Source organism: Nonlabens sp. YIK11, assembly GCF_001413925.1.
Classification (GTDB): Bacteria; Bacteroidota; Bacteroidia; order Flavobacteriales; family Flavobacteriaceae; genus Nonlabens.
The window spans coordinates 795,652-818,651 of the sequence record NZ_LBMJ01000001.1 but is presented as its reverse complement, the minus strand read 5'-3'; the positions used below and the strand labels follow the sequence as shown (position 1 = coordinate 818,651).

The window sequence follows — 23,000 nt, the reverse complement described above, 5'->3', positions numbered from 1 at the left end:
GCTGAAAGCGAGGTTTTCAGCAACTCTTTTTACCTAAAGCCTTTCTCATGAAATCCCTTTTTGTCTTACTCTTCTTGTTCACCAGGGCGCTTGCGTTCTCACAAACCGAAACGTCAACGCAGCAAGAAACCCAGCTCATCGTTTATGGAATAGACGACTGTCATTACTGTCACGATTCAAGAGCTCTTTTGGACAAAAACAAAGTGGAATACACGTTTTATGATGTGGATACGAATGTTGCCAAAAGAAAGGAAATGATCGAAGGTTTGAAGGCAGCGTCCATTGACCTAAAAAACTTAAACATGCCAGTGATCAAAAAATCTGGCAGATACCTCATCAATGACGGTGATTTTGACCAATTTCTTGAAAAATTAATCCCTTTTACAAAAGATCATGTTTCAAAAAGCTAAACTAAGTTTCTGGCAAATCTGGACCATGAATTTTGGGTTCTTCGGGATTCAATTCAGCTTTGGGTTGCAACAAAGTAACATGAGCGCCATTTATAAATATTTAGGCGCTGAGGAAAGTGAGATTCCTATTTTGTGGCTTGCTGGCCCTGTGACTGGATTGATTTTGCAACCTATCATTGGTGCCATAAGTGATGGTACCTGGTCGCCACGATTTGGTCGTCGCAAGCCTTTCTTTTTGATAGGTGCGATCTGTGCCAGTGTAGCGCTTTTATTTATGCCCTACTCGCCTTCCATCTGGATTGCGGCAAGTTTGTTATGGATACTTGATGCTGGAAACAATATAGCCATGGAACCTTACCGTGCTTTTGTTTCTGATATCTTACCTAAAAAGCAACATTCTCTTGGATTTTTGATGCAGAGCTTTTTTACGGGCTTGGGTACAACTTTAGCCAATTTCACTCCAGCTATCTTAATCTCCATAGGCTTCTTTGCTTTGACAGATACCATGGATAACGGTATACCAGTAGCGACGTACTGGGCTTTCTTTATTGGCGCCTTTGCCTCCATTGCCAGTATTCTGGTATCGGTTTACACTACTAAGGAATACCCGCCAACTCCAGAAGAGCTCGCTGCCATCAAAGCCGAAAAAGAACACGGCAATATCCTGACAAGAACCTGGAAGGATATCGTCACGGCCTTTAAAGAAATGCCACTTACCATGAAGCAATTGATACCGGTAAAATTCTTTACCTGGTACGCTATGTTTTGCTATTGGCAGTACTTGACCTCTGCGATGTCTTTATCCTTTTTTGGAACGTTAGATACCGATACGGCAGGTTTTAAAGAAGCCCAAGTACTGACAGGTCAAGTGAACGGCTCCTATAACATCGTTTGTTTTATGGTGGCCTTTGCGTTAGTACCATTAGCCTATAAAATTGGAGCAAAAGGAGTTCATTTCTTTGCTTTGATCCTAGGTGGTATAGGTGTGTTTTGTATTCCATACTTAAGCGTTACAGAAGTTTTGTTCTCGATCCCTAATCCATTTGGTAGTGGTGCAACGCCTATTTATACCTTGTATCTGGCAACCGTAGGCCTAGGTATCGCATGGGCATCCATGCTGGCAATGCCGTATCAATTACTAGCTGGATCCATCCCAAAAGAAAAAACAGGAGTCTACATGGGTATTTTCAACATGTTCATCGTGATCCCTATGATCATCCAGATTTTGACCATGCAGGGATTTGTCTATGAATTGTTGGGTAGCAACCCTATTAACGTTATTAAGATGGCAGGTGTGTTCCTGGGACTGGCAGCGGTATTTACCCTATTTATCAAAGTAAAACGCAAGAATCAAGTAGTTCAATAATTATGGAAATCACTCAAGATCCATCAAGTCTTTTGGCTGCTGCACGATCAGATCGCGGTTTTCTCGCCAGCGCTTCAGATATTTCCAACTACAAGCGCATCTGGGCTAGAGACGGCGTTATTTGTGGACTTGCCGCATTGCTGGATGGTGACGACTCGTTGATCGCGACCTTTAAGTCTACGCTAGAAACCCTAGCCAGCCATCAGCATGAATTGGGTCACATACCTTCAAACGTCCACTTCAAAGAAAACGGATCTAGTGAAGTTAGCTTTGGCGGTCTTGCCGGCCGTGTTGACACCATTTCTTGGTTTATTATAGGAGTTTGCAATTATGCATCACATACCGGTGAAAGGGACTTTTTCAAACAAATGCTTCCCAAAATCCATAAAGGACTCCAGCTACTCAAGGCTTGGGAATTCAACAACAACCATTTGATCTACGTTCCCAGATCAGGAAACTGGGCAGACGAATATATTACGGAAGGTCACATCTTCTACGATCAAGTATTGCGACTTTGGGCCTTACGCTGCGTACACAGTTTAGAACCTTCAAGTGTCTTGGAAGAACAAATTAGTACCATCACTACGATACTGGAAGGCAACTATACCGCAGGTAATTTTGAGCATCCGTTTCATCCTAGGGCCTATAAATCACTGGAAGACAAGCCTTATTGGATGGCTTCGATCAATCCATCGGGTTATCAGACCATGTTTGACGCCTTGGGAAATTCCATTGCTTTGTTACTGGGATTGGGTTCAGTTCGCTTTCGCGAAAGCGTCATTACCTACTCAGAACAGCTGCGCTCTACTTTACCGCTTAACTTATTACCTGCTTTTTGGGAGCCTATCCAGGAAGGCGACAAGGATTGGGAATTATTGACGGACAATTGCAAGTATGAATTCCGCAACTATGCCTATGAATTCCATAATGGTGGCACCTGGCAAATGGTCAACGGCTTTTATGGAATGGCACTGGCCGGACAGCATAAAGACAAGAGCCAAGAAATCCTAGCCCACATAAAACAACTGAACAGCGCCGAGGATTACGGCTATTACGAAAACTTCAATACGCAGACCACAGCCGCCATAGGAATCAAATATTGCACCTGGAGCGCTGCTGGAGAGATTCTCTTGAGGGAATACATTAACGGTAAAAGACTGCTATCCTGATGAAAGACAACAACAAACAAGTCATTTGCATGGGCGAGATCCTGATCGATTTTATAGGCTTGCACAGCAGTCCAGACATCGCCCATACGGCAGAGTTCAAGCGTTTTCTAGGTGGATCGCCCGCAAATGTGGCGATGAATCTCACCAAGCTGGGTTGTAAGGCCACGCTGGTAGCAACCATAGGAGACGATGGTTTAGGAGATTTTCTATTGCAGGAAATGCAATCGCTGGGTATGAATCAGGATCATGTGAGAAAAGTAACTGACGTTCCCACGAGCACCATACTCGTATCAAAAACTTCTGAAACTCCAGACTTTATAGCCTATAGAGAAGCAGACTGTAAAATCATCAACTCACAGCTTCCTGACGATGTCATCAAATCAGCCGCTGTTTTTCACACGACTTGCTTTGCTTTAAGCCGCAATCCGGCACGTGACACTATTTTAGAAAAGGTCAAGGTGGCCGCTACTGCCGGTTGTTTGATAAGCATCGACCTCAACTATTCTGCTAGAATATGGCCCGATAAGAATCAGGCGATCAAAACGATTAAGAAATACTGCTCCTACGGCGCCATGATAAAAATAAGTATGGATGATATGCAGCGCTTGTATGGCGATGCGATGACCAGCAGTGAGCTTTTTGAAACGCTTCACGGTTACGGCGCGAATTTGATTTGTCTTACTCGCGGCGGTAATGGAGTGATAGTTTCGCGTAGAGATCACGCCTTACTCGAAATGCCTGCCATTCCCATCACATCTGTAGAAGATGCTACTGGTGCTGGAGATGCATTCTGGTCTGGATTTTTATGCGCCATGCTGGAGAACCGCAGTTTAGACCAGTGTGTTGAATTTGCGCTTAAAGTAGCTTCCATCAAACTGACTACCATTGGCGGCTTACCTGCAAACTTATCGCTACAACCGTAGATAAGCAGTGTGAAAAATGTGTTGTTAGTTCGCTTTCCTGTCTGCCGACAGGCAGGCGCGAAAGCGAAATTCATCATCAACCTCATCTATAAATTACCAGTATTTTGCTCAAAAAGGTCTGAAGAAAGATAACGGTCGCCGCGGTCACAGATGATACTCACAATCACACCGCTTTCCAGTTCATTGGCTAGTTGCAAGGCTGCCGTGGTGGCTCCACCACTACTCATTCCAGAAAAAATGCCTTCTTCCCTAGCGAGACGTCTGGCCATGGCTCTGGCTTGATCTGTACTTACTTCCATCACACGATCTACTTTTGAGGCATCAAAGATGGCTGGCAGATATTCTTTGGGCCATTTACGTATTCCCGGAATGCTGGAGCCATCTGTAGGTTGTACGCCGACGATCTGGACGTTTTTGCTTTGCTCCTTCAAATAGGTAGAGGCTCCCATGATCGTTCCTGTGGTTCCCATGGAGGAGACGAAATGCGTGACTTTGCCATCTGTGTCTTCCCATATTTCTGGACCAGTGGTTTTGTAATGCGCCTTCCAGTTGTCCTCATTAGCAAACTGGTTGAAGGAAAAATATCCTTCTTTTTTTACTTTATCTGTGGCATAATCTCTCGCGCCTTCAATGCCATCTGGATGAAGGATAACTTTTGCGCCATAAGCTTTCATAGTTTGCACACGTTCTATTGTGGCGTTCTCTGGCATGACCAGTTCTATATCCAGTTGATAGATCCCAGCGATCATGGCAAGCGCGATACCAGTATTACCGCTGGTTGCTTCAATTAGTTTGGAATTCTCATCAATCTCACCTCTTTCCAGTGCGCTCTTGATCATGTTAAATGCAGCTCTATCCTTAACACTGCCACCAGGATTATCGCCTTCCATTTTAAAATAAAGAGTGACGTTGGGATTTGTATTAAGCACCATGGATTTTACCAGTGGCGTGTTACCTATCTGATCTAGAATCGAGTGACTCATGAATTTGTTTTTTGGGTTGATGTTTTTATCTGTGCCGTGTATATCGCCACTGTGTTTTTATCTACAGATGAAGTTATCCAAGCGTTTCCACCAATAGTGCTACGTGCGCCTATTATAGTATCGCCACCTAGAATAGTAGCGTTAGCATAGATAGTAACATGATCTTGTATGGTAGGATGTCTTTTTTGATCCTGCAGAGATTTTTTTACCGTTAGCGCGCCTAGAGTTACACCTTGGTAAATCTTAACGTGATTATGGATCTCTGCCGTCTCGCCTATGACGACACCTGTACCGTGATCAATGAACAAAGAGGCACCTATGGTTGCTCCTGGGTGGATATCGATTCCTGTAAGCTGGTGCGCATATTCGGTCATGAGCCTAGGAATAAGTGGTAAACCTAGCTTGTAAAAAACTCTAGCCATTCTATAAATAGCAATCGCAAAAAATCCAGGATAGGCCAGGTATACTTCTTCCAGAGATTTTGCTGCTGGGTCATTATCATAAATAGCCGTAGCATCCTTTTTTAAACTGCAAAATAAATCTGGTATCGCAACCGTAAAGTCTTCCCAAGTCTTGCAGGGCTTGCCTTTAATGTCTGGGCAGGCCAAATTCCGTATGACCAGAAAAAGATCTTCCAACTCTCTTAGTGCTGCGACAGTGTCTGTTTCTGAATCAAAGAATGCATGAAACAGCAACTGGCTAAATCGTTGTGATTCGCTTTTTAATCTCATGGAAACCGAAACTTCCTTCTTTTGGGCGGTGATCGCGTCTATGAGTTGAGTCGAAAGCATGTTTTATTAAGTTTTGAAGGCAGTGGTCAGCCAGGTAATCAATTAATCCAAAATCATCAAATGATTTAAAACCATCTGCATACTGCATTTTAGTATACCACCAGCTATTCCTGTAAAGATAATATAGCACTAAGTTTTGATAAGAAGCGGGCTGAGAATGTTACGTTAAGATTGGACCTCTTGTTTTTGATAACGATATCTTAAGTAGGCTTGATAGATCTCTGCATACCAGCGAACATGTATATTGAAAGCAGTATTAGAATCAAAAAAAGTATTGTTAAACCTAACGAGCTACTGTCTCGAGCCTGATAATAACTCGGTATCAAATAAGTATCTTTATGATTTAAAATAGGATGGAGATGAACTTATTTAAAAGGTTGAGAATTAAAGACTATCTATACACTTTCTGCTTTTTTGCACTTGCCCTAGCAAGTTGCGAGGAACAGGAAAAAATGAGTTCCGTCAATCCAGAGAACTGGTCTAAAAGAGCTGCTGATACCTCTCAACTGGATTCTTTAGAAACTGGAAAGACCTACCTATCTATCTATTCGCAGATTTATAACCTATCAGAACATAAGCGTATCAACCTAACCGCCACGGCAAGCCTGCGCAACACCAGCGATACGGATTCTATTTACGTACTGAGTGCCAAATATTTTGATACGCATGGTAAAATGATCAGAACCTATTTCGATCAGCCCATCTATCTAGCACCTATGGAAACCGTGGAGATTATTATAGATGAAGAAGACGTCACTGGCGGCACAGGATCAAATTTCCTTTTTGAATGGAAAGCCTCAACTACGACTCCAGAACCTATGTTTGAAGGTGTCATGAACTCTACCAACAGGCAGCAAGGCCTTTCCTTTACCACACAGGGAAAAAGAGTAAAATAACATGACAGAAATCATCACCACCATTTTATTCCTGATCGCGGTAATTGATCCGTTGGGGTCTGTACCTGTGTATCTGGAAGCAACAAAAAACTTTGACAAGAAACACAAACGTAAGATTGCCCTACGAGCTTCCTTCATCGCCTTCTTGATCCTATTGTTTTTTATCGTGGTAGGCCAACTTATCCTGGAAGGGATGGAAGTCTCTTTGAATGCCTTTCAGATTTCAGGTGGAGTTATTCTGTTTCTTTTTGCCTTGACCATGATTTTTGGAGAAGGAAAACCCGAAAGCGAAAAAAGTAAAATCACAGACTATAAACACGTTTCCATCTTTCCCATCGCGATCCCTTCCATCGCTTCTCCTGGTGCGATCATGGCCGTGGTACTCATGACTAACAACAACCTATACAGCATAGAGCAACAAGCCATAACCACGGTCCTCGTTCTTATCGTCATCACCTTAACAAGTCTACTGTTGATTGCTGCAAATGCCGTTCAAAAAAGAATAGGTTCCTACGGAATTACAGTCATCAGTAAGGTGATGGGTTTGATACTCGCATCCTATGCGGTACAAAGCATTCTTACCGGATTAAAGGATTTCTTCACCGTCCTTAATTAAGCTGAACTTAAGTTTATAATCCACCTCGATTTGAGCACTATTATGGATGATTATTTCGCTTTCGCGAAAGCGAACTCCATACACATTACATCTTCACACTTAAAAAGCTGCGGTTGAAAACTAAGGAGGAAGATGTACGAGTGAAGCTGAATGATTATAAAATGCAATAAAACTAAAAAAGCCTCTCTAAAAGAGAAGCTTTTTTGTACTCGAGACGGGACTTGAACCCGTACGAACATTACTGCTCATTGGATTTTAAGTCCAACGTGTCTACCAATTCCACCACTCGAGCGATTGTGTCAGCGACACATCATTGGTATGATCAAAAAAGCCGACGTTTAATCGGCTTTTTCTAGAGCGAAAGACGGGATTTGAACCCGCGACCTCCACCTTGGCAAGGTGATGCTCTACCCCTGAGCTACTTTCGCATTATTGTATTTCAAAATTTGAAGAACAATCACTTTAAAACTACGTTTCAAAGCGGATGCAAATTTAATAACTTTCCTTATTCTGCAAAGGATTTAATGTAAAATTATCCTGTGGCTTTATCCTTTCCCACGAGCATGCGTTTTATCTCGTTCAATTTCATTAATGCCTCGACTGGCGTTAAGGTGTTGATGTCAACCTGCAGTATTTCATTGCGCACTTCCTCCAGCAATGGATCGTCTAGGTTGAAGAAACTCAATTGCATTTCTTCATCTTGCACCGCTTTCATGGCAGCTTTAGAATCTTCTCGTTGGTGCGACTTTTCAAGAGTTTTTAAAATCTTTTGAGCTTTATGAATCACTTGTTGAGGCATGCCCGCCATTTTTGCTACGTGAATTCCAAAACTATGATGACTACCGCCAGGAATTAGCTTGCGCATGAACAGCACTTTATCCTTCAATTCTTTGACCTCAACATTATAATTTTTGATGCGGTCAAACTGTTCCGTCATTTCATTGAGCTCGTGATAATGGGTAGCAAACAAGGTCTTTGCCTTAAATGGATGCTCGTGAAGATATTCTGTGATGGCCCAGGCGATGGAAATACCGTCATAGGTACTCGTACCACGACCTATCTCGTCTAGCAAAATCAAACTGCGGTCACTCACGTTATTCAAGATACTTGCGCTCTCGTTCATTTCTGTCATGAAGGTAGATTCACCTTGAGATATGTTATCGCTTGCTCCAACTCTCGTAAATATTTTATCTACGATTCCCATTTTGACCTCATCTGCAGGAACAAAACTTCCTATTTGAGCGAGTAGGACAATCAATGCCGTTTGTCTTAGGATCGCACTTTTACCACTCATGTTGGGTCCAGTGATCATGATGATTTGCTGTTCCTCTCGATCTAGTTGTACATCATTAGGAATATAAGGCTGATCTGCGGGCAACATTTTTTCTATCACTGGATGACGTCCACCTTTAATGACCAATTCATCAGTCTCTAAAATCTCTGGTCTCGTGTAATTGGACGCCACAGCATGATCTGCAAAGGACAACAAACAGTCCAACTGTCCAATCAAATGTGCATTGTTTTGAATGGCCTTGATAAAGGGAATGATTTCCTGAACGACCTTTTCAAACAGCTCTTGTTGCAGGGCATGGATACGTTCTTCTGCACCCAATATTTTTCCCTCATATTCCTTAAGCTCCTCAGTAATGTAACGCTCTGCGTTGACAAGGGTTTGTTTACGTGTCCAGGATTCTGGGACTTTATCTTTATGGGAATTGCGGACTTCTATATAATAGCCAAATACATTATTGCTGGATATTTTTAGGCTGGAAATACCAGTTTCCTTACTGTGTCGATCCAGCATCTTATCTAGATAGTCCTTTCCTGAAGTTGCTAAGTCCCGCAGCTCATCCAGCTCTTCATAAAAGCCATTAGCGATGGTTTTTCCTTTTAAGATGTTGACAGGTGCTTCTTCATCCAGACGCTCTTGAATGAGCTCAACAAGGTGCGTGCAGTTGTTGAGGCTCTCGCCCAAGACCTGTAATGAACTGTCTGGAGCTTCCATCGCCAGTTTCTTGATAGGAGCAATGGCTAACAAACTATTCTTCAATTGAATCACCTCTCGCGGGCAAATCTTACCGACAGCGACTTTTGAAACCAGACGCTCAAGATCATTCATACTTTTGAGCTGATTCTTGATAGCTTCTCTGATTTGTGATTGAGCTTTAAAATAAGCGACCACATCGTGTCGCTTTTTTATTTGATCTGCATTTTTAAGCGGGAACGCCATCCAGCGCTTGAGCAAACGTGCGCCCATGGATGTTGTCGTCTGGTCAATGACATCAATCAACGTAACGGCACCAGAACTGAGTGCCTGATACAGCTCCAAATTACGCACGGTAAATCGATCCATCCAGACGAAGCTGTCATCTTCTATCCTGGATATGGTGGCGATGTGGTCAATTTGATGGTGTTGGGTTTCGGCGAGGTAATGTAAAATGGCTCCTGCTGAAATTAGGGCTTCATCCAGCTTTTCTACTCCATAACCTTTTAAGGAATTTACTTTAAAGTGTTTGAGTAGGCTTTCTCTGGCATAATCAATCTGGAACACCCAATCTTCTAAGTAGAAAAAAGGCAAATCATAAGGAAAGTCTTGAGCCAGTTGCTTTTTATCGCTGCGAGACACCAAGACCTCACTAGGATTGAAGTTCTGCAATAATTTATCGGCTTCTTCTTTTGTTCCTTGGCTTATCAAAAACTCACCGGTGGATATATCCAGAAATGCCACGGCATAGACATTTCGCGAAAGCGATATTGCCGCCAAAAAATTGTTACTGCCCGCCTGCAAGACTTCATCGTTGAGGGAAACACCAGGCGTAATCAACTCTGTCACACCACGTTTGACGATATTTTTAGTCTGTTTAGGATCTTCCAGTTGATCACAAATGGCCACACGCTCACCAGCACGGACGAGCTTAGGCAAGTAGGTATTCAAGGAATGGTGCGGGAAACCTGCCAGCTCTGTGCGCTCGCCACCATTGTTCCTGTTGGTCAAAACAATATTGAGAATACGTGCGGTCTTGACGGCGTCCTCGCCAAAGGTCTCGTAAAAATCGCCCACACGGAAGAGCAACAAAGCATCAGGATATTTTACCTTGATCTTGTTGTATTGCTGCATTAAGGGTGTAACCTTCTTACTTTTGGCTGCCAATGTGCTTGATTTTAGGAGCTTTAAAAATACAATTTAGGTAAGGGAAGCGCGATGGCTCGTCTCTAGACTTTTCAACAGTGGGCAGAAGTTATTCAAAAATCCAATGAGGCAATTGTAGCATTTTCTACAGGCTGAATAAGCTCTTCCAGAACCGTAGGATCTGCATTTGAAAAGAGCCGATGCTGTCCTGAGTCACTACTTGTATTGAGAAGATTCTGCTCTTGTAAAACCGCCAAGGTCTGCCTTGCCACGGCTGCACCAGAATCTATGATCTTAACGTTTTTAGGTAGCAATTCCTGCAACGTGGTTTTGATATATGGGTAATGACTACACCCCAAAACCAAATAATCAATGCCTGAAGTCATGAATGGCTGTGTGATTGCCTGCAGTAGGGATTTCATCTCACGACTGTCTTTCTTGCCAGATTCAATAAGTTCCACGATGCCAGTACCTGTGACTTCAATTGTGGCAATATCTCTTGTGAATTTTTCTTGAGTGGTTTTAAACAATTGGCTGGACAAGGTACCTTTAGTAGCTAAAATGCCAATTTTTTTGGTATCAGAATTTAGGGCTGCGGGCTTTATGGCCGGTTCTATACCTATGAAGGGAACCTTGTAATTAGCTCTCAAATAATCAATGGCATTTGTGGTGGCCGTGTTACAGGGAACGGCAATTAACTTACAACCTTGGGCAAGCAGATACTCTGTGTTCTTGATGCTCAAATCAATGATCTCTTGCCTGGATTTAATACCGTAGGGCGCATTTTTAGAGTCGGCGAGATAGATAGTGTTCTCATGTGGCAAGAGCTGAACCACTTCTTTCCAAACTGAAGTGCCGCCAACGCCGCTATCAAAAAAACCTAAGGGTGCCTTACTCAAAATGATGTGTTGTTTGAGATCTTAATTTACGCCAAAAATAAAACCGCCTCTACATTGTAGAGACGGTTTCTTGTATTTTTAAGTGTATTCCTATTGGATACCTAATGCTTTCTTCACGTCTGGCATCAAATCATAACCATCTGCCATGATCACTCCAGTTCCCGTAGTAGAATCAAGAACATAGTCAAAACCTTTTGCTCTAGCTACTTTAAAGATCGCTTGTCTTGCCTCTTCATAAACTGGCTTTAATAGATCAGTTCTTTTTTGAGAAAGAGACTTTTGAGAATTGGTATAAAACTCTTCGATAGTCTTGCGGTCTGCCTGGATTTGCTCCAAGATACGCTGGTTCTCCTCATCAGTACGTGTAGGAGCTTTTTGCTGTGCTTCTTGGGACTTCGTTTGTAAAGCTTTATCCATGTTTACCAGCTCTGCCTCATAAGTTTTTGCAAGGTTTCTCAATTGCTTCTCGGCTGCTTTTGCCTTTGGCATAATTTCAACCAATTCTTGAGATGCAATGTGACACACTTTTGACGCGGCTGTCTGTGCGGTCGCTGTAAAGGTTCCTGCAACTACAAATGCGGCAATGGCTATTAAATTTTTTACTTGTTTCATTATCAACTTTGTTATTTTATTTTATGGTAACGGGCTGCAAATATAATGGGTTTGAAACCTTTATTTATTGTCTGGAGGATTGTTATTTTCCTTCTTTTCTTTATCTGCTTTGCGAGCGGCAAGAACACTGTCTTTTCTACGTTGTCGCTCTTTGATACTTGCCTCTTTACGTTCTTGGTATTCTCTTGCTCTAGCTTCTTTTACGCTGTCTCTAAATCTTAATTTTGCTGCTCTGGCGGCTTGCTTCTCATCAATGATCGCCTCTTTTGCAGCTACTTTTTCCTGACGATCTGCAGCTTCTTGTACTGACATATACGGCTCGTCCTTGACATCCTCAACTGGAGTATTTCTGGACTGATTTCTTTCTTCACGATCTGCCTTCTTGCCGGTACGACCTATGGCTCTTAATACATCATCACTCAAATCATGACGGTCATCGCTGTAAAGCATGGTAGTCTCTGATCGCTCAAGGATCATGTCATACTTCTTTTGCTCACCTATCTTTTGCATCTCGTTGAATACCTGATCTTGGACTGGTTGAATCAACTGTTGTTTTTGCTTGATGAAATCACCTTGCGCGCCAAATCTTTTTTGCTGGTAATCATTTAGGGCTTGTCGCTTGATGCCTATTTCTTCTTCACGCTCCTCTATCAATTCCTTAGTAAGCAAAACGCGTTCGTTCTTGAGAGAAGTCTCCATTTGGGCAATTTCAGACTCCATCTTTTCGATTTCGGTCTTCCATCCTTGCATGCGCTGCTCTAATTGCTCTGACGCTTTCTGGTATTCTGGAACGCTTTCTAAGATGTACTCCATATCAACGTAACCAACTCTTATGCCTCTTTGCGCTTTCGCGAAAGCGAAACATAAAACCATCATTGACAGTAAAAGGTAATTCTTGATTCTCATGATTATATCATTTAAAGAAATAACCGTGCCATTCTAAAATTGTTGCCCGATTATAAAGTGAACATTCCAGCCACTAGGATCTGTACTGTTTGAAATAGGCGCTGGATCAAATCCATAACCGAAGTCAATACCCAACAAACCAAAGGCTGGCATAAATACTCTAAGACCTGCACCTGCAGATCGCTCTACATCAAACGGATTATAACTCCTAAAAGTATCGTAGGATCCAGCAGCCTCTGCAAACGTCAACACATAAATAGATGCCGCCTGCTCTAGCGTGATGGGATAACGCATCTCTAAAGAGAATTTGTTATACACGGTATCACCATCTGCACTGGTGGTCAACGCACTGTTGTCATAACCACGCATTCTAATAATATCGCGACCGTCTAATGAGAAAGCTCCCAATCCATCACCACCTACAAAGAATCTCTCAAATGGAACTAGACCACGATCGTTGTTGTATGCTCCCAAAAATCCAAATTCTGACTTAGTCTGCATAATTAACTTGTCATAAATCTGCGTGTACCAAGTTCCTTCAAACTTGATCTTGTAGTATTCCAAGAAACGGAAGCGTTCCTGATCGATTTTGGCAAGATCTGGCATTCCATTCGTCTGGAAGTTAGGATCATTTTCTAGGTTCTCATAATCTGTACCATTCCATAAGGAGTAAGGCAAGGTCATTTTGGCCGTAAGGGCAAAACGCGAACCATACGTAGGGAAAATGGGGTTGACACCTACATTATCTCTAGTAAGACCTAAGGTATAAGCAAAGTTGTTTGAGAAACCATTAGGGAAATTAAATAGATTGGTCTGGTAGTTTTTCAAGTTATAGTGCTGGAAGGACAGCGCTTGTGAAAACTGGAAGTATGGATCTGGCCACTCCAGCCTTTTAGCTAGTCCAACCGTTGCTCCAGTAATCAGGAAACGCTGGTTTCTATCTACCTCTCTAAAGTTTTGGGCATTTACTCTATACTGCTCACTATGCGAGAAAGAAACGTTGAAGGAAACAGGTTTTCTACCACCTAACCATGGCTCTGTAAAATTCAAGGAGTACGTACGGAAAATGGTACTTGCCTGTGCTCTCAAGGCAAGTGTCTGTCCATCACCTTGTGGTACCGGTTGATATGCTTCTTTATTGAAAATATTGCGTAGCGAGAAATTGTTGAACCTCAAACCTAGAGTTCCCACAAAACCACCGCCACCATAACCACCTTGTAATTCAATCTGGCTGGCACCAGCTTCTTCAAGCTCATACTCCACATCTACGGTACCATCTTGTTGCGATGGATTCAATATACGTGGATTGATATTTTCTGCATTAAAAAAGCCTAGCTGTCCCAATTCCCGAATGGAGTTGATGATAGCTGCTTTTGAGTATTTGTCGCCAGGATTGGACTGTATGCTACGGTAAATCACGTGGTCATTGGTACGTGTATTTCCTTTAACGCTAATGTGATTGAAGTAAGCCACGTTATCTTCAATAATGCGAATTTCAAAATCAATGGTATCATTTTCAACTTTAGTTTCAACAGCATTGATGCGTGAGAAAAGGTAACCGTTGTTTTGATATTCATTTTCTAAGGTTCTCGCATCTGGATCTGTTGGGTCAGAAATCTGGTTGTCAAAGGCCACTCCATTATATACGTCACCTTTTTCAACTTTGAGCAACCGCTGCAATTGATCATCAGTATAAACCGTGTTCCCGATAAATTTGATATCACCAAAATAGTACTTATTTCCCTCTTCTACCTTGATGTCCAGCGCGATGGTTTTATCATCTATTTTAGTAAGCGTGTCACTTACTACTCGCGCATCTCTAAATCCGTTTTCCTTATAGGTTTCCACCAAGTTTTTGAGATCTTCTTGATAGTCTTCTTCTACATACTTGGATCTTTTTAAAACACGAAAGAAGTTTTTCTGCTTTGTGTTTTTCAAGGCCTTTCTTAACTTTTTATCAGATAATTGCGTGTTACCTTCAAAGTCAATGCTCTTGATTTTGACCTTCTCATTTTTGTCTACCTCGATCTTCATGTCGACGTAATTGTTCCCTAATGTGTCTTCAACATCACGGATGCGCACCAGCGCATCTGCGTATAAAAATCCCTTGTCTTGATACTTTTTTTCTATAAAGTTGCGTGTGTTGGTAATCAGGTTTTCATTGGCCTTAGTCCCTTTCGTCAGGTTAAGTTCTTTTAAAAGGTCTTTTGACTGATTCTTTTTTAGACCATCAATTTTGATCGTATTTAAAGTGGGAACTTCTTCAATCACAAACTCTATATCAAGTATATCTATTTTGTCATCATTAGGATCACCTGTAATACCAACAGCATCCACCCTGATATAACTAAATAGCTTTGTACCCCAAAGCTTTGTTATAGCATTACTCAATCGCTCACCAGGACTATAAACCCTATCACCACTGCGCAGACCTGTAAAAGCAACAACAGTGTTTTCATTATAGCTTTTAGTACCAGTGACTGTGATGTCTCCCAAAATATATTCCGTAGATTCTCCTATGGGAATATCGCCTGGTCTTTGTGAAAAGGAAATGGCACTTGTGAGAAGTAGTATTACTAAAAGTAGCTTAGGTGCTAACTGTTTTGTCATGTTGTTATAATTGTTCACTCGTTTTACCGAATCGCCTTTCGCGATCTTGATAATTTTTTAAGGCCACCATTAAATCCTTTTTACGAAAATCTGGCCACAGCGTGTTTGTAAAATAGAGCTCTGCATAGGCTATCTGCCATAGCAAAAAGTTACTGATTCTATGCTCACCACTGGTACGTATCAATAAATCCACGTCTGGCATGTCCTTGGTAAATAGATAGTTCTCAATGGTGGACTCTTCTATTTGTTCAACTTCTAGATCACCTCTGACCACATCTTTTGCTATTAGTTTAACGGCCGTAGTCAATTCTTCCCTAGATCCATAGCTTAAAGCAAGGACGAGATTCATCTTGTTATTGTCTTTAGTAAGTTCGACAACCTCGGCAAGTTCCTTCTGGGCTTTATCCGGCAATTGGTGCAATGACCCTACTGCCTTAAGTCGTATGCCATTCTCTCTAAGAGTAGGCAATTCCTTGCGTAAACTGGAAACCAAAATTCTCATTAAAGTATCCACTTCTAGCTTGGGCCTTTTCCAGTTTTCTGTACTAAAGGCATAGAGTGTCAGGTATTTGATACCTAACTTTGCGCAGGTCTTTACGGTCTGGCTTACGGCTTTCGTACCTTTTTCATGGCCACGCACTCGCATCAAACCCTGATTTTTTGCCCAGCGCCCATTCCCATCCATGATGATGGCGACGTGTTCTGGCAATTTAGTCTGATCAAGTAAAATTTCTTCCATTCCTAAAAGTTACAATAACAAGGTTTACGGCCAAAAGTATAGCTCAAGGTTAGCCCGCTAAACACATACCAATCGTTATTATTTATATTCCCAAATTGAAGATCTGTTCGATCTTCCATTGAGCCGTTAGGCTTACTGCCATCCAGATTATCAGTAAAGGTAAACCTTGCTCCTATTTCTACACCTAAAATGAGGTGCTCTGTTATATTTGACTTGACGCCCAATATGAAGGGTATCGCAACTTCTATATCGCGATCGTATTGCTGCAATTGCCCATTACTATTTAAAGCTTCCTGACCATAACTAAAGGCTGTGATTCCAGAATACATATAGGGCGTGATGTGTCGCTTACCAGAATACAGTTCCCATTCCCAAAATGTGTATTCTATACCTACCGATGCTTCCAACATATTGTACTCGTAATCCAAACCTCTCAATTCTCTGGAACGATCATCACTCTTGCTATCATCACCGTTAAGCCTGGTGTATATCAAGGACCCTCTAAAACTATGGCGATTACTGCGATTCCATTTTGCCACGCCACCTATAGCTACCCCAGATGGATTCACGTATCTTGTACTCCCAACATCACCAATCACGTTTGAACCACCAGCCCATACACCTAACTCGTAGGTCTGCGCTTTCGCGAAAGCGAAAACAAAAAAAGCAATCAATAATAGTACTAACCGCATTGGTTTTTTTTCAAACGTGCAAATATAACAATTCTCACAAGGCAGCATAGGTAAACGCCGCCCATTGTGACTCATGTTAAAACAATGGAAGCGTCAAATTATTGTCTAGTTGCGCTTATCTTCTCCCCATAACAATTTATGGCGTAGCGTTTCTATAAAGCTTTGATCCTCCAACTCTATGAGATCGATGGTGAAATCTGCCTTTTGTAGGGTGATTTGGGTGCCGTCTGGATAAGAAGCGATGCGATTGTCCAGTGATGCGAGAAATTCATCTTCACGACCTATGACCTTGACTTTGATGATGGTGTTGTCAGGAATAACAAGCGGTCTAGCATTTAAATTATGGGGCGCGATAGGTGTGATGACAAAAGCATCTGTATCTGGAGAAATGACTGGGCCGCCGCAACTCAAACTATAACCTGTAGACCCAGTTGGCGTTGAAACGATCAATCCATCTGCCCAATACGAAGTGAGCAACTCGTCATTCAAGTAGGTCTCAATCTCGATCATAGAGGTCGTGTTCATGCGGCTTACCGTGACCTCGTTGAGTGCAAAATTATCTGGCGGCAAATGGTTCTCTTCATGTTTTGATGCGGCAGTGATCAAAGACCTTTTGGACAGCTTATAATTTCCATCCATCACTCGCTGGACGACTTTTTCCACCTCGTCTTGCTGTACCGTGGCGAGAAAACCCAGCCTACCCGTATTAATACCTAAAATGGGAATGTTGAGACGGCCTATATAGGTCACGGCCCTCAAAATTGTCCCATCACCACCTATACTTATGAGCAAGTCATAGCTTTCATCCAGCTGTTCAAAACTGTCAATGGGTTTACTAAATTCCAAGTCGTTGAGAATACCCGCAAATTTTGATTCTATTTTTACATCGCAGGATCGCTGGAGCAAGGCCTCTACCATACTGCTTACCGTTTTGTGTGAACCAGTATGCAGATATTGTCCATAAATGGCGATTTTCTTCATCAAATATTGAGGTATTTATCCAGGTAATCTGACCGTTCTTTGAGAGCATCCAGATAGGAGTCATCTTCTGCTGCACTTACCACTACATAACTGTAACGTCTAAAGGTTTGCAGGAGTGCGTTGATGTTATTGGGGCTCACTTTAAGGGTGATTTCTGTGACATGATCTTTATAGTTGCTTACAAAACAGCCATAGACCTTACAGTCATTGGATTCTACGATCTGGGCGATTTCGCTAAAACTATAGTCTGTCGCACCTTTCTCCAGCACTATCACGGCACCAGATTCATATAAGAAAGGAGAATCGCTAAAATGCTGCATGATATCCTTCAACTCATAATAACCCAAATATTCATTTTTGTCATCGAGCACCGGCATCACATTGGAATTGTGCTGCGCAAATGCCTCAAGCACGTCCAGCCAGTGCGTATCTGGTTTTACCATAAAGGTATCCAGTGAATATTTGACGTCCCGTAACGACTGGCCGTCTTCAAAACAGTATACATCAGTTTCTGATACGCAACCCTGGTAAACTTCATTATCCATGACAGGTAAATGCGAAAACGTGAGCTGCTGGAAGAGCTTCTGCGCCTGGCGCACATCGTCATCCATTTTCAAGGGTGCTACATCGCTTATGATATACTCCTGAATGTTCATAACTGGCTTTTCCTGCAAATTAAACATTTCTCCAGTTATAGGGTGCAGCCTTAGTTTGTATTTTTGATGTTCTAAACTATTGTTATGGCTATTTTAAGCGTAAATATTAATAAGATCGCAACCTTACGTAACTCAAGAGGTGGCAATGTTCCAGACCTACTTCAAGTAGCGATGGATCTTGAGAGGTTTGGTGCGCAAGGCATCACAATCCATCCACGACCAGACGAGCGTCACATCAAGTACCAGGATGCGCGAGATCTTAAAAAAATAGTCACTACAGAGCTGAATATTGAAGGGAATCCCATTGACAGTTTTGTAAAACTGGTCGATGAAGTGCGCCCAGCACAGGTAACATTAGTACCAGATGCTCCAGACGCCATTACCTCAAATGCAGGTTGGGACACCATCAAGCACGCTGATTTTCTCAAAGACATGGTCGCACACTTCAAAAGCAATGGCATACGCACCAGTATTTTTGTAGATCCCGTGGAAAAAATGGTGGAAGCTGCAGCACAGACTGGTGTTGATCGTATTGAGTTGTATACTGAGGACTATGCGCGTCAATACAGTACCGACAAAGAAAAAGCTATCGCTCCTTATATAAAGGCTGCACAGGTGGCCACTCAAGTAGGATTGGGCATCAATGCGGGCCATGACTTATCGCTGGAGAACTTAAAATACTTCAGTGAGCAGATTGTTGATTTGAAAGAAGTAAGCATAGGCCACGCATTGATTTCTGAAAGCTTGTACCTGGGTCTTGAGAATGTGGTCAACATGTACAAACACAGACTGGCATGATATTACACAGCATTATATTAGGACAAGGCAAGCCATTTGTCATCCTTCATGGGTTTTTAGGGATGGCAGACAATTGGAAAACGCTAGGTACACAATGGAGCGAATCTGGATTTGAGGTTCACCTACTGGACCAGCGCAACCATGGCCGCAGCTTTCATAGCGATGAACACAACTATGATGTGATGGCAGCAGATCTTAAAGAGTATTGCGACCATCACAACCTTGAAAACATCATTCTTTTAGGTCACAGTATGGGCGGTAAGGTCGCCATGCGCGCTGCCGTATTATATCCAGAATTGATCGATAAACTGATCATTGCAGACATTGCGCCTAAACCATATGATCCACACCACAGCGACATCATCCATGCGCTCGAATCTGTCGATTTTACTACGATCAATTCTCGTAAAGATGCAGACGCAGCAGTAGGCCGCACCATTAGCGACAAAGGCACCAGACAGTTTCTACTCAAGAGCCTTTTTAGAAAAGACAAGACCAGTTATGGCTGGCGTTTCAACTTACCGGCATTGTCTCAAGCCCAAAGTATGGTAGGCAGCCATGAGCCTATTGAAATGCCCGTTCAAATTCCAACCATGTTCATACGTGGTGGTAAGTCCGGTTATATTCTGGATAGCGATAAGGCTGTTATAGATCACGCTTTCGCGAAAGCGGAACTCCATACCATCTCTAATGCAGGACACTGGCTGCATGCCGAGCAACCTGATGAATTTAACAGACTCGTTGAGAATTTCGTAAAATAAATTTGTTATGCTTGCATAATGATTACGAAAACGCTTGCGTAATATTAATTTAATATTAAATTTGGTCAATAATAATCCTTATCCCTTTTTAAACAACTGAATATGAATAAATTAAAAGTTTTTGCTGTGCTTTGTTTGGTATCTGCCCTTTCTTATGCTGGTGGTTATCGTGTAAGCACGCAAAGTAACAAGCAACTTGCTATGGGACACACCGGTGTGGCTGTTGTCAATAGTGCAGATGTACTATTCTTTAACCCAGCAGGTCTTGTACATCTAGAAAATAAACTTAATGTGAGTGTAGGTGGTTTTGGAGTATTTTCAGATGTGAAGTACCAGAACTCTGACACAGGAGCTTTTGCAGAAACAGAGAGTCCTGTAGGAACTCCGTTTTATGCTTACGCAAGCTATGCATTGAGCGATAAGTTTGCAGTTGGATTGGGAATTTATACACCTTACGGTAGTAATGTAACCTGGCCTACTGATTGGGAAGGTTCACACTTGGTAAATGAGATCGAGTTACAAGCGATTTTCATACAGCCTACTCTTTCTTACCAAATTTTTGAAAATGTAAGTTTAGGTGTTGGCGCCATGATTGCGATAGGTGCTGTTGACTTTAATAGAAATGCCTCTAGATCATTAACAGACGAGCAAGGAAACAGATCAAATGTTGCTATTAGTGACAGTGGTGTTGTAGGTGTAGGCTGGAATGCTGGTATTATGTTCACGCCAACGGATAATCTATCCATTGGATTTAACTATCGTTCCCTAATCGACATTGAAAGTGAAGATGGAGAAGCTACATTCACGAACTTCCCAAATAGCCCACTAGTTCCAGCAAATGGGACACAAGGGTTCACGGCTACACTACCTTTGCCAGCTGAGGCAACTTTAGGTGTTGCTTACTCCTGCGACAAATGGTTGTTTGCGTTTGATTACAACAGAGCCTTCTGGAGTGAATATGAAAACCTTGATATTGAGTTTGAAAATGGTACTTCATCCATCAATCCTAGAAATTACAAGGATGCCTCATCGTACAGATTAGGTGTACAATACCTAGCAACAGACGCATTGACCTTGAGAGGTGGTTGGTATTTTGATGAATCACCTGTTAGATCTGGTTATTTTGCTCCAGAGACACCACGTAACGACTCTGTAGGATACACTGCTGGATTATCGTATTCCTTCTCTCCTAGTTTCTCTATTGATGCTTCCTTCTTGTACTTAAGATTTAAAGAAGTAACTGAATCTTATGATTTCTATGCAGATCCAGGTGGACAACCAGCACCGTTTAGAGGTACATATAAGTCCAGAGCACTTATTCCAGGGATAGGTATAACATATAGTATGTAATGAAAAAGATAAACATGAAAAACAGTATAAAATATATAGCTTTATTTGCAGCAGCTGCTGTTTTGGTAAGCTGTGAAAACGAATTTGACGAGTCTATAGAAGATGGTGGCGTTTACACCGCTGGAGAAGCTGATTTTACCAAGTTTGTAAGTGTCGGTAACTCGTTGACTTCTGGATTTGCAGACAATGCGCTTTACTTAGAAGGTCAACAAAACTCCTTTCCAAATATTATGGCTCAACAGTTTGAGCTAGTTGGTGGTGGCGAGTTCAATCAGCCATTAGTGAATGACAATATAGGCGGTCTGTTATTTAATGGAGCTCAATTACCTGGGTTTAATACTAGGTTAGTCTTGACTGCAAACGCAATGGGACCTGTAGGACCATCAAATATCGCTGGAACTCCCACGACTGATATTTCAAACGTTTTTGACGGACCATTGAATAACTTTGGTGTTCCAGGAGCAAAAAGCTTTCACTTGGGAGCCTCTGGTTATGGTAATCCACAAGCACTACCTAATGCAAATCCGTTTTACATTCGTTTTGCATCAACTCCTAACGCAACTGTCATCGGTGATGCAGCAGCGGCTGGAGGAACCTTTTTCACCTTGTGGATAGGTAACAACGACATCTTGAGCTATGCGACCTCTGGAGGTTCTGGTGTAGATCAAAATGCAGCAAACAACATTGATCCAACTACATACGGCCCAAATGACATTACTGATGATAATGTATTTGCAAGCGTTTATTCTGGTTACGTTCAAGCATTGACGGCCAATGGCGCAAAAGGAGCATTGATCAACATACCTGATGTAACTTCCATACCGTTTTTTACCACGGTGCCATCACAAGCTTTGAGCCCGTTGGATCCTGATTTTGGACCACAGATTCCTCTATTGAATCAATTATATGGTGGTTTGAACTCTATTTTTACGGCTTTTGGACAACCTAATCGTCGGATTCAATTTTCCACCACAGCTGCCAGCGGTCTCGTCGTTAGAGATAATGATTTGACGGATTTATCAAATAATCCTGCTTTTGTTGATGCTCTCGTGCCTCTTATTCAAGGTGTAGCAGCTGCAGTTCAACCACCACTGCCGCTTACCCAGGCTCAAGCACAAGGCCTTGCACAAATCCTTGCTCCTCAATTTGGACAGATTCGCCAGGCAACCGCAAATGACCTAATCACCTTTCCAGCAGCCTCATTATTAGGCGGAAACAATCAAGCAATATTCTCAACATTGACTGGTGCTGGATTACCAGCTGAACTTGCTGGAGCACTGACTGCTAATGGTGTTACGTTCCCGCTAGCAGACAACTTCAATCTTGACGAAGATGAGCAGGCTAGCGTTGCGGCCGCACAAGCATCTTACAATGCAACCATTGCTGCTTTAGCTCAAGCAAACGGTCTAGCTTTAGTAGATGCAAGAGCTGCGTTACAAAGTGTGGCACAAGGTGGTATAGCCTTTAACGGTGGTACGCTGACGAGCACTTATGCTTCTGGTGGCGCCTTCTCTTTAGATGCAGTTCACCCAACGCCTAGAGGTTATGCGTTTACTGCAAATACGGTTATCAATGCGATAAATGCTACCTATGGTTCGACTATACCTACCGTAGATATAGGTCAATACAAATCTGTACAGCCTAGTAATAGTGTAGCCCAATAACTCATACTGCCATTTTTGAAACATCCGCTGGAAAATACATTCCAGCCG

The 23,000-nt window shown here is 42.3% G+C and carries 21 protein-coding genes and 2 tRNA genes; 10 read left to right on the top strand and 13 right to left on the bottom strand.

All coding sequences use genetic code 11. From position 1 onward, the window contains the following. Positions 1-47 precede the first annotated feature (47 nt). From AAU57_RS03780 to AAU57_RS03765, 4 genes are read left to right on the top strand one after another with little or no spacing between them, the layout of a single operon-like run. On the top strand, positions 48-410 hold the full coding sequence (locus tag AAU57_RS03780) for a glutaredoxin family protein (RefSeq protein ID WP_055411659.1): 363 nt from the start codon (positions 48-50) through the stop codon (positions 408-410). Continuing rightward, positions 394-1,776, top strand: coding sequence for an MFS transporter (locus AAU57_RS03775; RefSeq protein WP_055411658.1), 1,383 nt, complete (start codon positions 394-396; stop codon positions 1,774-1,776). Before AAU57_RS03780 ends, AAU57_RS03775 begins: the two co-directional genes overlap by 17 nt. 2 nt (positions 1,777-1,778) lie before the next feature. After that, positions 1,779-2,945 (top strand): glycoside hydrolase 100 family protein, encoded by a 1,167-nt coding sequence (locus tag AAU57_RS03770; protein WP_055411657.1) that lies wholly within the window; start codon positions 1,779-1,781, stop codon positions 2,943-2,945. Next, positions 2,945-3,868, top strand: coding sequence for a carbohydrate kinase family protein (locus AAU57_RS03765; RefSeq protein WP_055411656.1), 924 nt, complete (start codon positions 2,945-2,947; stop codon positions 3,866-3,868). Before AAU57_RS03770 ends, AAU57_RS03765 begins: the two co-directional genes overlap by 1 nt. 86 nt (positions 3,869-3,954) lie before the next feature. Here the strand turns inward: AAU57_RS03765 and cysM are convergent, their stop codons facing one another. Together cysM and epsC are read right to left on the bottom strand one after the other, a co-directional pair. After that, positions 3,955-4,851, bottom strand: coding sequence for a cysteine synthase CysM (gene cysM / locus AAU57_RS03760; protein ID WP_055411655.1), 897 nt, complete (start codon positions 4,849-4,851; stop codon positions 3,955-3,957). Beyond that, complete coding sequence (epsC, locus tag AAU57_RS03755) at positions 4,848-5,642, bottom strand: serine O-acetyltransferase EpsC (protein WP_055411654.1); 795 nt, start codon at positions 5,640-5,642, stop codon at positions 4,848-4,850. Before epsC ends, cysM begins: the two co-directional genes overlap by 4 nt. Positions 5,643-6,001: 359 nt before the next feature. On the opposite strand from epsC, the gene AAU57_RS03750 reads away from it, so the two are divergent. Together AAU57_RS03750 and AAU57_RS03745 are read left to right on the top strand one after the other, a co-directional pair. Beyond that, on the top strand, positions 6,002-6,538 hold the full coding sequence (locus tag AAU57_RS03750; RefSeq protein WP_055413657.1) for a DUF3124 domain-containing protein: 537 nt from the start codon (positions 6,002-6,004) through the stop codon (positions 6,536-6,538). 1 nt (position 6,539) lies between these two features. Further along, positions 6,540-7,154 carry a MarC family protein gene (locus AAU57_RS03745; protein WP_055411653.1) on the top strand — a complete coding sequence of 205 codons (615 nt, stop codon included), beginning with the start codon at positions 6,540-6,542 and terminating at the stop codon, positions 7,152-7,154. Between the two features lie 206 nt (positions 7,155-7,360). Here the strand turns inward: AAU57_RS03745 and AAU57_RS03740 are convergent. From AAU57_RS03740 to AAU57_RS03690, 11 genes are all read right to left on the bottom strand, one after another. Then, a tRNA-Leu gene (locus AAU57_RS03740) sits at positions 7,361-7,446 on the bottom strand. Positions 7,447-7,510: 64 nt separating this feature from the next. Next, positions 7,511-7,582, bottom strand: a tRNA-Gly gene (locus AAU57_RS03735). Positions 7,583-7,686: 104 nt separating this feature from the next. Further along, entirely contained in the window at positions 7,687-10,305 is a 2,619-nt protein-coding gene (gene mutS, locus AAU57_RS03730; RefSeq protein ID WP_055411652.1) for a DNA mismatch repair protein MutS, read from the bottom strand. A 92-nt stretch (positions 10,306-10,397) separates the two neighbouring features. Further along, complete coding sequence (gene murI, locus AAU57_RS03725) at positions 10,398-11,186, bottom strand: glutamate racemase (RefSeq protein ID WP_055411651.1); 789 nt, start codon at positions 11,184-11,186, stop codon at positions 10,398-10,400. Positions 11,187-11,273: 87 nt separating this feature from the next. Then, the gene (locus AAU57_RS03720; protein ID WP_055413656.1) at positions 11,274-11,795 is read right to left on the bottom strand and encodes an OmpH family outer membrane protein; all 522 of its coding nucleotides are present in this window, start codon (positions 11,793-11,795) and stop codon (positions 11,274-11,276) included. A gap of 60 nt (positions 11,796-11,855) precedes the next feature. Next, positions 11,856-12,701 carry an OmpH family outer membrane protein gene (locus tag AAU57_RS03715; protein WP_055411650.1) on the bottom strand — a complete coding sequence of 282 codons (846 nt, stop codon included), beginning with the start codon at positions 12,699-12,701 and terminating at the stop codon, positions 11,856-11,858. A 33-nt stretch (positions 12,702-12,734) separates the two neighbouring features. After that, positions 12,735-15,311, bottom strand: a complete 2,577-nt coding sequence (gene bamA / locus AAU57_RS03710) for an outer membrane protein assembly factor BamA (protein ID WP_055413655.1) — start codon at positions 15,309-15,311, stop codon at positions 12,735-12,737. 4 nt (positions 15,312-15,315) lie between these two features. Next, positions 15,316-16,050: an isoprenyl transferase gene (locus tag AAU57_RS03705; protein WP_055411649.1), complete on the bottom strand. Its 735-nt coding sequence runs from the start codon at positions 16,048-16,050 to the stop codon at positions 15,316-15,318. 2 nt (positions 16,051-16,052) lie between these two features. Next, positions 16,053-16,742 carry a DUF6089 family protein gene (locus AAU57_RS03700; protein WP_055411648.1) on the bottom strand — a complete coding sequence of 230 codons (690 nt, stop codon included), beginning with the start codon at positions 16,740-16,742 and terminating at the stop codon, positions 16,053-16,055. Between the two features lie 105 nt (positions 16,743-16,847). Continuing rightward, positions 16,848-17,723 (bottom strand): NAD kinase, encoded by an 876-nt coding sequence (locus AAU57_RS03695; protein WP_055411647.1) that lies wholly within the window; start codon positions 17,721-17,723, stop codon positions 16,848-16,850. Further along, positions 17,723-18,379, bottom strand: a complete 657-nt coding sequence (locus tag AAU57_RS03690; protein ID WP_055411646.1) for a CBS domain-containing protein — start codon at positions 18,377-18,379, stop codon at positions 17,723-17,725. Before AAU57_RS03690 ends, AAU57_RS03695 begins: the two co-directional genes overlap by 1 nt. 84 nt (positions 18,380-18,463) lie before the next feature. Between AAU57_RS03690 and AAU57_RS03685 the strand changes: the two genes are divergently transcribed. The 4 genes from AAU57_RS03685 (at position 18,464) to AAU57_RS03670 (ending at position 22,952) form a co-directional block, all read left to right on the top strand. Further along, positions 18,464-19,177 (top strand): pyridoxine 5'-phosphate synthase, encoded by a 714-nt coding sequence (locus tag AAU57_RS03685; protein WP_055411645.1) that lies wholly within the window; start codon positions 18,464-18,466, stop codon positions 19,175-19,177. Continuing rightward, on the top strand, positions 19,174-19,938 hold the full coding sequence (locus tag AAU57_RS03680; RefSeq protein WP_055411644.1) for an alpha/beta fold hydrolase: 765 nt from the start codon (positions 19,174-19,176) through the stop codon (positions 19,936-19,938). Before AAU57_RS03685 ends, AAU57_RS03680 begins: the two co-directional genes overlap by 4 nt. Positions 19,939-20,040: 102 nt before the next feature. Continuing rightward, a complete protein-coding gene (locus AAU57_RS03675; protein WP_055411643.1) occupies positions 20,041-21,288 on the top strand; it encodes an OmpP1/FadL family transporter in 1,248 nt (415 codons plus the stop codon). Between the two features lie 14 nt (positions 21,289-21,302). After that, on the top strand, positions 21,303-22,952 hold the full coding sequence (locus tag AAU57_RS03670; protein ID WP_055413654.1) for an SGNH/GDSL hydrolase family protein: 1,650 nt from the start codon (positions 21,303-21,305) through the stop codon (positions 22,950-22,952). The last annotated feature ends 48 nt before the right edge of the window (positions 22,953-23,000 follow it).